Annotated in this window: 13 protein-coding genes; 9 read left to right on the forward strand and 4 right to left on the reverse strand. The window is 76.8% G+C overall.

Annotated elements, in window-relative coordinates; genetic code table 11:
- Nucleotides 1-173: 173 nt before the first annotated feature.
- Nucleotides 174-737 (forward strand): hypothetical protein, encoded by a 564-nt coding sequence (locus AB0442_RS32270; protein WP_366167160.1) that lies wholly within the window; start codon nt 174-176, stop codon nt 735-737.
- Between the two features lie 11 nt (nt 738-748).
- Nucleotides 749-1,552, forward strand: coding sequence for an MOSC domain-containing protein (locus AB0442_RS32275; RefSeq protein WP_366167161.1), 804 nt, complete (start codon nt 749-751; stop codon nt 1,550-1,552).
- Here the strand turns inward: AB0442_RS32275 and cobC are convergent.
- Complete coding sequence (gene cobC, locus AB0442_RS32280) at nt 1,539-3,059, reverse strand: Rv2231c family pyridoxal phosphate-dependent protein CobC (RefSeq protein WP_366167162.1); 1,521 nt, start codon at nt 3,057-3,059, stop codon at nt 1,539-1,541. The genes AB0442_RS32275 and cobC overlap by 14 nt on opposite strands.
- A 234-nt stretch (nt 3,060-3,293) precedes the next feature.
- On the opposite strand from cobC, the gene AB0442_RS32285 reads away from it, so the two are divergent.
- The 3 genes from AB0442_RS32285 (at nt 3,294) to AB0442_RS32295 (ending at nt 6,573) form a co-directional block, all read left to right on the forward strand.
- Complete coding sequence (locus tag AB0442_RS32285) at nt 3,294-4,190, forward strand: alkaline phosphatase family protein (protein ID WP_366167163.1); 897 nt, start codon at nt 3,294-3,296, stop codon at nt 4,188-4,190.
- A 125-nt stretch (nt 4,191-4,315) separates the two neighbouring features.
- Nucleotides 4,316-5,554: an MFS transporter gene (locus AB0442_RS32290; protein WP_366167183.1), complete on the forward strand. Its 1,239-nt coding sequence runs from the start codon at nt 4,316-4,318 to the stop codon at nt 5,552-5,554.
- A complete protein-coding gene (locus AB0442_RS32295; protein WP_366167164.1) occupies nt 5,551-6,573 on the forward strand; it encodes a TolB-like translocation protein in 1,023 nt (340 codons plus the stop codon). Before AB0442_RS32290 ends, AB0442_RS32295 begins: the two co-directional genes overlap by 4 nt.
- Here the strand turns inward: AB0442_RS32295 and AB0442_RS32300 are convergent.
- Nucleotides 6,561-7,757 (reverse strand): FAD-dependent monooxygenase, encoded by a 1,197-nt coding sequence (locus AB0442_RS32300; protein WP_366167165.1) that lies wholly within the window; start codon nt 7,755-7,757, stop codon nt 6,561-6,563. The two genes, AB0442_RS32295 and AB0442_RS32300, sit on opposite strands and share 13 nt — an antisense overlap.
- Nucleotides 7,758-7,851: 94 nt before the next feature.
- On the opposite strand from AB0442_RS32300, the gene AB0442_RS32305 reads away from it, so the two are divergent.
- A complete protein-coding gene (locus AB0442_RS32305; protein WP_366167166.1) occupies nt 7,852-8,430 on the forward strand; it encodes a TetR/AcrR family transcriptional regulator in 579 nt (192 codons plus the stop codon).
- 7 nt (nt 8,431-8,437) lie between these two features.
- On the opposite strand, the gene AB0442_RS32310 is transcribed toward AB0442_RS32305, so the two are convergent.
- Nucleotides 8,438-8,890 carry a MarR family transcriptional regulator gene (locus tag AB0442_RS32310; protein WP_366167184.1) on the reverse strand — a complete coding sequence of 151 codons (453 nt, stop codon included), beginning with the start codon at nt 8,888-8,890 and terminating at the stop codon, nt 8,438-8,440.
- A gap of 173 nt (nt 8,891-9,063) precedes the next feature.
- On the opposite strand from AB0442_RS32310, the gene AB0442_RS32315 reads away from it, so the two are divergent.
- The 3 genes from AB0442_RS32315 (at nt 9,064) to AB0442_RS32325 (ending at nt 13,217) form a co-directional block, all read left to right on the forward strand.
- Nucleotides 9,064-9,987, forward strand: a complete 924-nt coding sequence (locus AB0442_RS32315; RefSeq protein WP_366167167.1) for an ABC transporter ATP-binding protein — start codon at nt 9,064-9,066, stop codon at nt 9,985-9,987.
- Entirely contained in the window at nt 9,984-11,573 is a 1,590-nt protein-coding gene (locus AB0442_RS32320; protein WP_366167168.1) for an ABC transporter permease, read from the forward strand. Before AB0442_RS32315 ends, AB0442_RS32320 begins: the two co-directional genes overlap by 4 nt.
- Before the next feature lie 159 nt (nt 11,574-11,732).
- Nucleotides 11,733-13,217, forward strand: coding sequence for a DUF4190 domain-containing protein (locus AB0442_RS32325; RefSeq protein WP_366167169.1), 1,485 nt, complete (start codon nt 11,733-11,735; stop codon nt 13,215-13,217).
- Between the two features lie 28 nt (nt 13,218-13,245).
- On the opposite strand, the gene AB0442_RS32330 is transcribed toward AB0442_RS32325, so the two are convergent.
- Complete coding sequence (locus AB0442_RS32330; RefSeq protein WP_366167170.1) at nt 13,246-13,944, reverse strand: TetR/AcrR family transcriptional regulator; 699 nt, start codon at nt 13,942-13,944, stop codon at nt 13,246-13,248.
- Between the last annotated feature and the right edge of the window lie 63 nt (nt 13,945-14,007).

Here is a 14,007-nt window from a genome sequence, read left to right on the forward strand (position 1 = left end):
TCCGGGCCGACCGCGCACCGCCGGTTCGCGGAGTGGACCGCCGCGCGGGTGTGGGCGAAGCTCTACCTCCTGGTCTTGTCCGCGCCCCGCGGCGTGCCCGCCGAAACCCGGTGGCCCGGCGGCACCGCCCCCGACGACAATGCGGCGGACACCGCGGTACGGGGGGAGGGGTCGTGGAGCGACCGGACGACGACGGGCGGTCGTTGCTGCTGCTGGACGTGGACGGGCCGCTCAACCCGTACCGGGCGAAGCCGCAACGACGGCCCGAGGGCTACCTCACCCACCGGGTGAAGCCCGCCTCCTGGCTGGAACGGCACCGCGACACACCGCCGGCCCGGGTGAAGCCGCTGCGGTTGTGGCTGCACCCCGGGCACGGACCGGCCCTGCTCGCCCTGCCGTACCGGCTCGTCTGGTGCACCACCTGGCAGGACGAGGCCAACGAGTGGATCGGGCCGCCGATCGGCCTGCCCCGGCTGCCCTTCGTCCGCTGGCCGCGGATGCACCACGGCGACCCCGACGGACTGCACTGGAAGACCCGGTACCTGACCGAGTGGGCCGCCGGACGGCCGTTCGCCTGGGTGGACGACGAGATCGAACCGCAGGACACCGCCTGGATCGCCGCCCACCACCCCGCCCCGGCGCTGACCCTGCTGATCGACCACCGGCACGGCCTGCGGGCCGCGGACTTCGCGGCCCTCGCCCACTGGGCCGAGCAGCTCCCGGCGGCCGGCCGGTGACCGCCGGGACGGTGCGCAGCCTGCACCGCCACCCCCTGAAGTCCGCGCTCGGCGAGGAGATCGCCCACGCGCGGATCACCTGGCGCGGCCTCGACGGCGACCGGGTCCGCGCCCTGCTCGACACCGCCACCGGCCGCGTGGTCAGTGCCAAGAACCCGCGGCTGTGGCGCGCCCTGCTGACCGTCACCGCCCGCACCACCCCGCACGGGATCCGCCTGCTCGCCGCCGACGGACGGGAGTTGGACGAGGCGGGGCTCACCGCACTGCTCGGCCGGGAGGTACGGGCGGTCGACGTGCCGCCGCCCGGCGCCGAGCTGGAGCGCAGCGTCCCCGAGGAGGTGCTCGACCGCGGCGCGGACGCCGAGGTGCCGTCCACCGTCCACGCCCTCGGCAGTGCGGCGCCGCCCGGGACGTTCTTCGACTTCGCGCCCGTCCACCTGGTCAGCACCGCGGCCCTGGCGGCCCTCGGTGAAGGCGCCGGGACCGGCGGGCCGGTCGCGGCGGCCCGCTACCGGCCCAACCTGGTGGTCGACACCCCGGGGCGGAGCGGTTTCCCGGAGAACGGCTGGGTCGGCCGCGAGCTGCGGATCGGCGACGGCGTCCGGCTGGAGGTGCTGGCGGCGACCCCGCGCTGCGCCGTCCCGACCCTGGCGCACGGCGCGCTGCCGCGCGACCTCGGGGCGCTGCGCGCGGCCGCCCGGCTCAACCGGGTGGAGCCGCTGCCCGGCACGGGCCCGATGCCCTGCGCCGGGGTGTACGCGCGGGTGCTGGCGGGTGGCACCGTCCGCCGCGGGGACGCCGTCAGCCTGCGGTGACCGGGCGGGCGGGCGGGGCGCCGACGGCGGCGGCCAGCGCGGCGAGGAAACGGTCGCCGGTGGCCGGGTCGCGGACGGCGATCCGCAGCCAGTCCGGCCCCAGGCCGGGGAAGGTGTCGCCGCGCCGCACCGCGAACCCGGCCTCCCGCAGCCGCTCCCGCACCGCGGCCGCACCGTCCAGCTCCACCAGCAGGAACGAGGACGCGGGGGTGCCGTGCACCCGCACGCCGGGAACGCCGCGCAGGCCCGCCAGCAGGTGCGCCCGGTGCGCGGCCAGCTCGTGGGCGGCCTCCTCGGCCTCGGCGAGTGCGGCCGGTGCCGAGCAGACCTCGGCGGCCGCCAGCGCCGGGGTGGAGACCGGCCAGAGCGGCTGGGCGGCGGCGAGTTCGGCGATCAGCTCCGCCGGGCCGAGCACGTAGCCGATCCGCAGCCCGGCCAGGCCCCAGGTCTTGGTGAGGCTGCGCAGCACGACCACCCGGCCCGGCAGGCCGCGCACGTCGGCGAGGGCGGCGCTCTCGCCCGGGACGGTGTCCATGAAGGCTTCGTCGACCACCAGGGTGCGGCCGGGGCGGGCGAGCGCGGCGACGTCCGCGGCGGGGTGCAGCACGGAGGTCGGGTTGGTGGGGTTGCCGATCACCACCAGGTCGGCCTCCTCGGGCACCGCGCCGGGCGTCAGCCGGAAGCCGTCCTCGGCGCGCAGCACCGCCCGGTGCACGGTGTGCCCGGCGTCCCGCAGCGCGGCCTCCGGTTCGGTGAACTGCGGGTGCACCACGCAGACGTGACGGGCCGCCACGACCCGGGCGAGCAGCACGAAGGCCTCGGCGGCGCCGGCGGTGAGCAGCACCTCGCCGGCCGGCCGGCCGTGCCGGGCGGCGACGGCGGCGCGGGCGGCGGCCTGGTCCGGGTAGGCGGCGAGGTCGCCGAGGGTGGCGGCGAGCCGGTCGCGCAGCCAGCCGGGCGGGGTGCCGGTGCGGACGTTGACGGCGAGGTCGACCAGGCCGGCGGCGCGGACCTCCGCGTCGCCGTGGTGCCGGAGGTCGAAGTCGGTGCTCATCGCGGTGGTCTCCCGAGGGGTCGCGGGGCGGTAGGGGCTGCCCGGGCGCAGCGGCTCGTCCGGGGCGGGGGCGCGGCGGGCGATCGCGACCGTGGCCGTCCGGGAGGCCGTCTTGGGCACCACCAGGCGCCCGCCGGGAGCCTCTGCCAGGGCGGCGGCCTCGGCGACGCCGGGGGTGCCGAGGGCGGCGCGGACGGCCGCGGAGGGGTTCGGCACGGGCACCGCGGCGAGCACGGCCGCCGGGTGTGCGGTCAGCGGGACGCCGAGGATCCGGGCGGCTCCGCGCAGGCCGGGTTCGGCGGCCCTCGCGTCGACGGTGGTGAGCAGCACGAGCTCCGTGCGGTCGAGGCCCGCGGTGGCCAGTGCTTCGTCGAGCAGGCGCAGGACCTCGTCCGCGGGGGTGCCGGGGCGGGCGCCGACACCGGCGACCAGCGGGCCGTGCAGCTCCACCACCGTGCCTCCGCAACCCCCGTGACCTGCCGGAAATCCCACCACGGGCGCGACGGGCGGGTCAATCGTGGCGGGTGTGAGATGGAACGTACCGGCGTCGGGTGCTGTTCTTCCGTTCTTCACTTCCGCGGCGCGGCCCCGGCCACCGGCCCCCGCCTAGGGTTTGGCCGCTCGACCGGTCGCAGCCAGCACTGCCTCGCACCACCCTCAACTGCCGCCCCTCGTACGGAGGACAGCATGACCGCCGCTCGGACCCCGAAGCGCAACCGGCGCACCTTCACCGCCCTCGCCGGAGCCGTCGCGATGGCCGCCGGATCGCTCGGCATCTGGGCCGCCACCGGCGCCACCGCCCAGGCCGCCACCCTCCCGACCCCCGACCACGTCGTGGTCGTGGTGATGGAGAACCACGCCTACTCGCAGGTCATCGGCAGCTCCAGCGCGCCGTACCTGAACAACACGCTGAAGGCGGGCGGGGCCAACCTGACCCAGTCCTACGGCCTCACCCACCCCAGCGAGCCCAACTACTACCAGCTGTTCTCCGGCTCCAACCAGGGCCGCACCGACGACAGCTGCGTCACCGTCGGCTCGATCTCGGCGCCGAACCTCGCCTCCGAGCTGATCGCCGCAGGCAAGACCTGGGCGAGCTACAACGAGGGCCTGCCCAGCCAGGGTTCGACCGTCTGCTCCAGCAGCTCGGGCAAGTACGCCCAGAAGCACAACCCGTGGTTCGGCTTCTCCAACGTGCCGACCTCGACGGCGAAGACGATGACCCAGTTCCCGACCGACTACACCACCCTGCCCAAGGTGTCGTTCGTGGTCCCGAACCTGTGCAACGACATGCACGACTGCTCGGTCTCCACCGGCGACACCTGGATCCAGAACAACCTGGGCGCCTACGCGACCTGGGCGAAGACCCACAACAGCATGCTCGTGGTGACCTTCGACGAGGACAACAAGCTCTCCGGCAACCGCATCCCGACGATCCTCTACGGCGAGCACGTCGCCGCGGGCAGCTCCACCGCCACCACCTACAACCACTACAACACGCTGCGCACCCTGGAGGACCTGGCCGGCCTGACCAGCCACGCGGGCAACGCCGCGACCGCCTCCGACATCACCGGCATCTGGAACTGACGCCCGTGTACCTCGCGGACTCCCGCAGCACCAAGGCCACCGCCACCGGGGCCGGCCGCACCGCGGCCGGCAGCGGCGACGCCGACAGCGCCGCGAGCAGCACCGATCCGGCCGCCGTCCCGGGCATCCGCCCGGGGCGGCGCGCCGCCGCGGTGCCCGGCACCGTCCTGGCCCTCGGCGCGGTCAGCCTGATCACCGACGTCTCCTCGGAGATGGTCAGCGCGGTGCTGCCGCTGTACGTGGTCGCCGGACTCGGGCTCTCCCCGCTCGGCTTCGGCCTGCTCGACGGCATCAACAACGGTGTCGGCGCCCTCGTCCGGCTGGTCGGCGGGCACGCCGCGGACGGCGGCCGGGGCAGGCACAAGGCCGTCGCCGCGATCGGCTACGGCCTGTCCGCGGTCTGCAAGCCGCTGCTGCTGCTCGCCCACACCCTGCCGCTGATCAGCGCGGTGCTGGCGGTCGACCGCACCGGCAAGGGACTGCGCACCGCCCCGCGCGACGCCCTGATCTCACTGTCCACCGCGCCCGAGCACCGCGGGCGGGCGTTCGGCGTGCACCGCGCCATGGACACCACCGGCGCGCTGCTCGGCCCGCTGGTCGCCTTCGCCCTGCTCCGGTTCGCCGCCGACGGCTACGACGCGGTCTTCGCCGTCTCCGCGTGCGTCGCCGCGCTCGGCGTGCTGGTGCTGCTGCTCTTCGTCCCCGGCCGCACCGCCACCGCCGCCCCCGCCGACGGGCCGCGCCCCGCCCTGCGCGACTCGCTGGCCCTGCTGCGGCTGCCCGCGCTGCGGCGGCTCACCCTGGCCGCCGTCCTGCTCGGTCTGACCACCGTCAGCGACTCCTTCCTGTACCTGCTGCTGCAGCGCCGGCTCGACCTGCCGGCGCACCTCTTCCCGCTGCTGCCGCTCGGCACCGCGGCCGCCTTCCTGCTGCTGGCCGTGCCCTTCGGCGCGGCCGCGGACCGGATCGGCCGCCGCCGGCTCTTCCTGCTCGGCCACCTGGTGCTGCTCGCCGGGTACGGGCTGCTGCTCGCCCCGTTGCACGCCTGGTGGGCGGCGCCGGTCGTGTTGCTGCTGCACGGTTCGTTCTACGCGGCGACCGACGGCGTGCTGGCCGCGGCCGCCTCCGCGACCGTGCCCGCCGAGCAGCAGGGCGCCGGGCTCGCCCTGGTGGGCACCGGGCAGGCGCTGGCCCGCTTCGGCTGCTCGCTGGCGTTCGGCGCCGGCTGGACCCTCTGGGGCGGGCAGCCGGTGCTGGCGGTCGCCGCCGCGGGGCTGGCCGTGGCCGCCGGTGCCGCCTTCCTGCTGATCCGCACCCCCGACTCACCAGCCGACACCCGCACCACCGAGGAGCACCCTGCATGACGCGCACCGCCCGCCTGCTGACCCTGCTGGCCGCCGTCCTCCTGCTCGGGGCGGTCGGCACGGTGGCGGTGCTGCACGCCGCCGACCGCTCCGGCCGCAAGGACCAGGAGCAGGCGGGCGGTCCCGTGATCACCCCCGGCCCCGTCCCGCTCGCCCCGGACGGGCCCCGCCGGCTGCTGTTCCGCTCCACCGCCTGGGGGCCGCACCGCGACGAGATCACCGCGGTGCCCGCGGACCGGCCGGACGGCCCGCGGACCGCCTCCGGCCTCAGGTGCCTGCGCTTCCACGCCGCCGCGGGCACCGGCATCTGCCTGCAGGGCGAGCAGGAAGGACTGGGCGACCGCTACTGGGCGGTCGTCCTCGACGCGGGCCTGCACGAGCTCAAGCGGTACCCGGCGGCGGGCATCCCCACCCGCTCCCGGGTGTCGCCCTCCGGACACCTGGCCGCCTGGACGGTCTTCGTCAGCGGCGACTCGTACGCGGGCACCGACTTCTCCACCCGGACCTCGATCGTCGACACCCGCGGCTGGACCCTCCACGACAACCTGGAGACCTTCACCGTCCTGGACGGCGGCAAGCCGCTGAAGTCTCCCGACACCAACGTCTGGGGCGTCACCTTCGCCGACGACAACGGCTTCTACGCCACCGTCGCCACCGGCGGGAGGACCTACCTCGTGCGCGGCGACCTCGGCGCCCGGACGCTCACCACCCTGCACCAGAACGTCGAGTGCCCCTCGCTCTCGCCGGACGGCACCCGGGTCGCCTACAAGAAGCGGGTGGCCGGCGCCTCCCCGGACGCGCCGTGGCGGCTGTACGTGCTCGACCTCGCCACCATGACCGAGACCGCCACCGCCGAGCAGCGCAACATCGACGACCAGGCGCTGTGGGCCGACGGCCGCACCCTGGTGTACGCCCTGGCCGGGGACTACGGGGCCGACCTCTGGACCGTCCCGGCCGACGGCTCCGGCAGCCCGGCCGTCCTCACCCGCTCCGCGGTGGCCCCGGCCTACCTCGGCTGACCGGCCGCCGGGCGGGCCGTCCGCTCCGCCGGCGGCCGCCAGTCCAGCAGCGACGCCGCGGCCCGGACGGCCGTCCGTTCGGGCAGCCGGCCGGCCGCCGCGAGGAGGGTGTCCCGCAGGGCGACCGCGGGGGCGGCCCGCAGCCCGACCAGCCGGCCGACCCGGCGTGAGCCGGCGGTGACGGCGGTGGTGCGGGGCAGCCGGGCCGCGGTGTAGGCGGCGAGGGCGCCGGTGACGTCCGCCCCGGCGAGTGCGTGCGCGAGGACGACGGCGTCCTCCAGCGCCTGGCAGGCGCCCTGCCCCTGGAAGGGCGTCATGGCGTGGGCGGCGTCGCCGAGCAGGGCGACCCGGCCGCCGTGCAGGGCGGGCAGCGGGTCGGCGAGCTCCCACACGTCGTGCCGCAGCACGGCGGCCGGGTCGGCGGAGTGCAGCAGGTCGACCAGCCCCCGGTGCCAACCGCCGTACCGGCGCAGCAGTTCGGCGCGTTCGTCGCCGTCCGCGGCCCGGCCGCCGGGCGGGGTGAGCGCGGCGGCGTAGAGGTAGACCCGGCCGCCGGTGAGCGGGATGACGCCGGTGAGCGCGCCGCGGCCCCAGGTCTCGCCGGCCGGCACCGGACGGCCGGGGTCGGGGACGACGGTGCGCCAGGTGGTGAAGCCGGAGTAGCGCGGGCCGGGGTGTCCGGGCAGCAGCAGCGCGCGGGCGGCGGAGCGCAGCCCGTCGGCGGCCACCACCAGGTCGGCCTCGCCCTCGGTGCCGCCGGCCGTGACCCGGGCGGGCCGGCGGGCGTCGCCGGGGTCGGCGAGCGAGGCGGGGGAGCCGGTGCGGACGGTGCCGGGCGGAAGCCGCCGGTGCAGGGCGGCGACGAGGTCGGCGCGGTGCACGGCGACCACGGGGTCGCCGTAGGCGCGGGCGATCGCCTCCTGGCCGGCGGCGGCGAGCCGGCGGCCGGAGGGGCGGCGCAGGGCGGCCTCGCCGTGCAGCTCGGCCAGGGCGCGGACCTCGTCGCCGGCGCCGAGCACGTCGAGGGCGCGCAGGGCGTTCGGGGCGATGCCGAGGCCGGAGCCCACGGGGTCGAGCGAGGCGGCGCGCTCGTGCACCGTGACCTGCCAGCCGCGGAGGTGCAGGGCGAGCGCCGTGGCCAGCCCTCCGATGCCCGCACCGATGACGACGGCCTTCTGCTGCACGGCGGACCTCCCGGGGTTACTACGTCTGTAGTGTCACCGTACTCCACTCCTCACTACATCTGTAGTTCCGGTCGGACGCGGGATGATCGGTGCCATGAGTACGCCGCGCGCCGCCCTGATCGCCGACACCGCCATCGCCCTGATCGCCGAACGCGGGCTGCGCGGCCTCACCCACCGCGCCGTCGACGAGGCGGCCGGACTGCCGGCCGGCTCCACCTCCAACCACGCCCGCACCCGCGCGGCCCTGCTGGCGCTCGCCCTCACCCGGATCGCCGACCTGGAGGCCGCGGGGTACGGATCGGCGACCGCCGACCCGAGGCGGCCGCCGCGCGAGCTGCTGCTCGACGGGGTCGCCCTCGGGGTGCACGCCGCGCTGACCGTCGGCCTGCCGCTCACCCTGGCCCGGCTGGAACTCGCCCTGGAGGCCACCCGTCGCCCCGAACTGCGGGCCGTCTACGACCGCCTGGGCGCGGGCTTCGCGGAGACCGCCGCTGCCGTGCTGGCCGCCGCCGGCTCGCGCGACCCGGCGGGGGACGCCCGGCGGCTGGTCCGCTGGTGCGAGGGCGTCGTCTTCCACACCGCGGCCGGTGCGGGCCGCGCCCTCGGCGTGCCGGGGCCGCAGGAGCTGAGGGCCGAGGCCGCCCGCTACCTGGACGCGCTGCTGGCGTCCTGAGCCCGCGTCAGCGGGTGCCGGCGTCCTGAGGCCGCGTCGGTTCCGTGCGCAGTTGCTCGCGCCGGTCGTGCCAGCGGCCGAGCAGGGCGGGCAGCTCCTCGCGCATGAAGCCGAAGAAGGCCAGCGATTCGGCCAGCCGGGCCCCGGCCGGGGTGTCGGGGCCGAGCGCCTCGATGCCCTCGCGCAGGCTCGACTCCCAGCGGACGAGCTCCCGGTCGCGGTGGACGGAGGCCTCGTACCAGGCGTCGTCGTGCACCCGGTAGTGGTCCCGGCGGGAGCCCGCCTCGCGTTCCCGGGTGACCAGGTTGACCTGGCCGAGGAAGCGCACCGCGCCGGACACCGCGGCCGGGCTGATCCGCAGGGTGTCGGCGAGTTCGGCGGCCGTCAGCCGGCCGGAGTCGCTGGCGAGCAGGGCGGTGAAGACCCGGGCGGGCATCCGCGGGAAGCCGGCGTCGGCCATCACCGCGGCGAAGCGCTCCACGAAGGCCCCGACCGCCGCGCCGTCCCGTTCCACCACGCCTCCCGCCCCGTGCCACGACCGTCCGGACCATCATCGGGGACCGGTCGGCCCTTGCGGAAATCCACTGAATTCATGAACTTCACGAATCTGTGAATCGAGAGTACCGTCGAGCCATGACGACCGCCATCTCGGTGACCGGCCTGGTCAAGGACTTCGGCCGGACGCGCGCCCTGGACGGGTTGGACCTCACCGTCGCACGCGGCGAGGTGCACGGCTTCCTCGGCCCGAACGGCTCCGGCAAGTCGACGACGATCCGCGTCCTGCTCGGCCTGCTGCGCGCCGACGCCGGCACCGTCCGGCTGCTGGACGGCGACCCCTGGCGGGACGCCGTCGACCTGCACCGCCGCCTCGCCTACGTGCCCGGCGACGTCACCCTCTGGCGGAACCTCTCCGGCGGCGAGGCCATCGACCTGCTCGGCCGGCTCCGCGGCGGCCTCGACCCCGCCCGCCGCGCCGACCTGCTGGAACGCTTCGAACTCGACCCCACCAAGAAGGGCCGCACCTACTCCAAGGGCAACCGCCAGAAGGTCGCCCTGGTCGCCGCCCTCGCCTCCGACGCCGAACTGCTCGTCCTGGACGAGCCCACCTCCGGCCTCGACCCGCTCATGGAGGAGGTCTTCCGCACCTGCGTCGCCGAGGAGCGCGACCGCGGCCGCACCGTGCTGCTCTCCAGCCACATCCTGTCCGAGGTCGAGGCGCTCTGCGACCGCGTCAGCATCATCCGCGCCGGCCGCACCGTGGAGACCGGCACCCTGGCCGAGCTGCGGCACCTCACCCGCACCGCGATCGACGCCGAACTCGCCGGCCCGCCGCCCGAGCTGACGGGTGTGCACGACCTCGTCACCGACGGCCGGCGGGTGCGCTGCCAGGTCGACGCGGACCGGCTCGACGAGGTGCTGCGCGCCCTCACCGCCGTCGGCGTGCGCAGCCTCACCAGCCGGCCGCCCACGCTGGAGGAGCTGTTCCTGCGCCACTACGAACAGCCCGGCATCCCGGACGGCGGCGACCGGTCGCCCGACCCGGCGGTGACCCGGTGAACACCCTCGCCGGCACCCCCGTCCTGCTGCGCCTCGCCCTGCGCCGCGACCGCATCGTGCTGCCCGCCTGGGTGTACGTGCTCGCCGCCTCGGTCGTCTCCACCGCCGTGTCCTTCCGCTCGCTGTACGACACCGAGGACGCCCGGCTCCGCTTCGCCGCCGGCATCGCCGCCAACACCTCGCTGCGCGCCCTGTACGGCCCCCTGCACGACGCGTCCACCATCGGCGGGCTGACGGCCTGGCGGATGGGCGTCTTCGGCGCCGTCCTGGCCGGCCTGATGAGCACCCTGCTGGTCGTCCGGCACACCCGGGCCGAGGAGGAGGACGGCCGGCTCGAACTCGTCGGCGCAGGCGCGGTCGGCCGCCGCGCCCCGCTCACCGCCGCACTGCTCGCCGCCGTCACCGCCAACCTGGTGCTCGCCGCGCTCGTCGCCGGCTGCCTCGCCGCCACCGGCGAGGCCCCCGCCGGCTCGCTCGCCTTCGGACTCGCCCTCGGCGGCTGCGGGATGCTCTTCGCCGGCACCGCCGCCGTCACCGCCCAGGTCGCCGGCACCGCCCGTGCCGCCAACGGCCTGGCCGGCGCCCTGCTCGGCACGGCCTTCGTGCTGCGCGCCGTCGGCGACGCGGGCCCGGCCTGGGTGGGCTGGCTCTCGCCGATCGGCTGGGCCGAGCAGGTCCGCCCGTTCGCCGGGGACCGCTGGTGGGCACTGCTGCTCCCGGCCGCGGGCACCGCGCTCGCCGTCGCGGCCGCCTACGCCCTGGTCGCCCGGCGCGACCTCGGCGCCGGCCTGCTGCCGCAGCGCCCCGGCCCCGCAGCCGGCGCCCCCGGGCTGCGCACCGCCGCCGCGCTCGCCGTCCGGCTGCACCGCGGCACCCTGATCGGCTGGGCGGGCGGCCTCGCCGCGGCCGGACTGGTCTTCGGCGGGGTCTCCCGCGGCGTCGTCGACCTGGTCGGCGACAACGCCCGGGTCGCCGACGTGATCGCCCGGCTGGGCGGCCGCCAGGGCGTCCTGGACGCCTACTTCGGCACCATGACCAACCTCTTCGGCATGGTCGTCGCCGGCTACGCGGTGCAGGCGGTGCTGCGGCTGCGCGCCGAGGAGACCTCCGGCCGGGCCGAGCCCGTCCTCGCGACCGCCGTCTCCCGGCTCCGCTGGGCCGGCGGGCACCTGCTCTTCCCGCTGGCCGGCAGCGCCGTGCTGCTGGCCGTCGCCGGGGCCTTCACCGGTCTCGGCCAGGGCGCCGCGATGGGCGGCACCGGGCGGGCCGTCGCCCGGCTGGTGCCCGCCGCGCTCGCCCAACTGCCCGCGGTGTGGCTGGTCGCGGCGGTCGCGCTCGCCGTGGTCGGGCTGGCGCCCCGGTGGAGCACGGCGGCGTGGGGCGCGTTGGCGTTCTTCCTGCTGATCGGCTGGCTCGGCCCCGTGCTGCGCCTGCCGCAGTGGGCCCTGGACCTCTCCCCGTTCACCCACACCCCGCACCTGCCGGGCGGCGCCTTCACCGCCGTCCCGCTGCTCTGGCTGACCGCGCTCGCCGCAGTGCCGGCCGCCGTCGGCCTGGCCGCGCTGGACCGCCGCGACCTGGGCTGAGCCGCGGCGCCGGGCGGACGGCCCGGCGGCGGAGGTGGAGTTCACGGGCCGGCCCGTCCGGGGCCGCATACGGTCGGACGGGCGTTCTGGTGATCCGCTATATTCGCGCCGCCGTCGAACGACCAGTGTCCGGCGCGCACCAGCGCACAGGGAGCCCGCATGCCGTCCGACCCGTACAGCCCTCAGCCGGACGACCGGGCGGCCCGGGACGACGCCTTCGCCCGGGCCTTCGCCCCGCCGAAGGACCACCGGCAGGACCCGCAGCGGACCCCGCCGCCGCCCTACGGTGCGCCCGTGCCGAACCCGTACGCCGCGCCGGCCCAGGACGAGGCACTGGCGCGGGCGTTCGCCCCGCCGCCGCAGACCCCGCCGCCCGGCGACCTCCCGATCGGTGCCGTCCCGCCCGGCGCGGTGCCGCCCGGTGCCGTGCCGCCCGCGGCCCCGTGGGGCGGCGGCGCCTGGGGGGCCGGCGCGGGCCCGTACGGCTGGCAGCAGCCGCCGCTCGGCCCGCCGACCGCCTGGAACGGCTACGCGATCACCTCGTTCGTGCTGGGCGTCCTCGGCATCGCCTGCTGCATGTGGGTCGGCGCGATCGCCTTCGGCGTGGCCGCCCTGCGCACCGTCAGGGCGCGCAACGAGCGCGGCCGCGGGCTGGCGATCGCCGGTGTCGTGCTCGGCGGCTTCTGGGCCGTCGTGCTGGCCGTGCTGATGGTGCTGGGCGTGGTCCTCGACGACCGCGGCCCGCTGGGCACCGCACCCTTCCGGGACGAGAACGGCCCCGACCGGACGGCCACCACCGGGGTCTTCGACCTCACCGCCGGGGAGTGCTTCGTCAAGCTCGGCAGCGGCAAGGGCGAGGACCTCACGGACGTCGAGACGGTGGACTGCTCCGAGCCGCACTACGGCGAGGTGTACGCCACCCCGCGCTTCACCGCCGCCGCCTACCCGGGCAAGGACGGCGTCGTCGCCGACGCCAAGAAGGGCTGCGCCGAGACGCTCTTCGACTACGCGCCGGACAGCTGGGCCGTCCCGGAGGACATGGAGATCCACTTCTTCTACCCGGACGCGGCGACCTGGGCGCTCGACGACGACCACTACGCCACCTGCTTCCTGACCGACGGCAGCTCGGCGGCCACGGGCACGGTGCGCCAGGACCGCAACGCGCTGAACGACGAGCAGATGGCCTACCTCCGCGCCGAGCACCGGGTCGACCGGGCGTACGACGAGCAGCCGCAGGCGAAGCCCGCCGCCGACCCGGCCGCCTACCGGGAGTGGGCGAAGAAGCTCTCCACCGCGGTCGGCGGGGAGGTCGACGACCTGGGCCGGCGCAGCTGGGGCGGGCTGGCCGCCGCTCCGGTCGGCGCGCTCAAGGACGAGCTGAAGCAGGCGCTGCCGCACCTGCAGGCGGCCGGGGCGGCCACCGACCCGAAGGTGCTGGAGCGCGAACTCGACGCGGCCGAGGGGCTGCTGGGCTTCGAGCGCCCGGCAGCCGTCCGGGCCGCGCTGGGCCTGGCGACCGGCGACGGCAAGCGCGACGGCGGGGGCGCGCCCGGCGGCGTGCGGACGGAGAGCCCGGCCCCGGTCGCCGATCTGCGCGGCCCCGGCCGTCCGTCGGCGGCCGGCGCCGCCCCGGCCCGGGTCTGACCCGGCGCCGGGCGCGGCCGGCGGGGCGTCAGCCCTCGGCGGGCAGGCCGACCAGGTCGGCCATCTCCTCGACGGCGTGCGCGAAGAAGGCGTCCGCGGGGTCGAAGGATCCGACCAGGTGCCCGAAGAGCTCGAACCCGATCATGCCGAAGAGCTGGGTCCAGGCGATCGCGGCCCGGGCCAGCACGGCTTCCGGCAGGCCGGGGGCGATCGCCGCGCGGAGCCGGGCGAGCTGCTCGCCGAGCGGCCCCGCGGGCACGGCCGGTCCGGTCGGTGCGGGCGCGTCCGGGCGGCCCTCCCGGACCACCGTGATCAGCGCGATCGGGAGCCGGGCGGCCGGCTCGATCGTCTCCTGCGGGGCGCGGTAGCCGGGCACGGGCGTGCCGTAGACCAGCGCGTACTCGTGCGGGTGGGCGAGCGCCCAGTCCCGTACGGCGCCGCACAGGGCCCGCCAGCGGGCGCGGGGGGCGGCCGGCGCGGCGGCCAGGGCCGCGTCGGCGGTGTCGGCGAGGTCGGTGTAGGCGTCGACGATCAGCGCGGTGAGCAGCTCGTCGCGGCTCGGGAAGTACCGGTAGATCGCGGACGAGGCCATGCCGAGCTCGCGGGCGACGGCGCGCAGCGACAGGCGCTGGGCGCCCTCGGAGGCGAGCTGCCTGCGGGCCTCCTGCTTGATCTCGCGGGTGAGCTCCTCGCGGGCCCGTTCGCGGGCGGTCCTGACGGCGGTCATGGGAACAGCCTGCCATATGCGGGAGCGCCGCACAGAAACGAGAGCACTGCTCTTGACCGTGGT

It is taken from the genome of Kitasatospora sp. NPDC085895, from assembly GCF_040702125.1.
GTDB lineage: Bacteria > Actinomycetota > Actinomycetes > Streptomycetales > Streptomycetaceae > Kitasatospora > Kitasatospora arboriphila.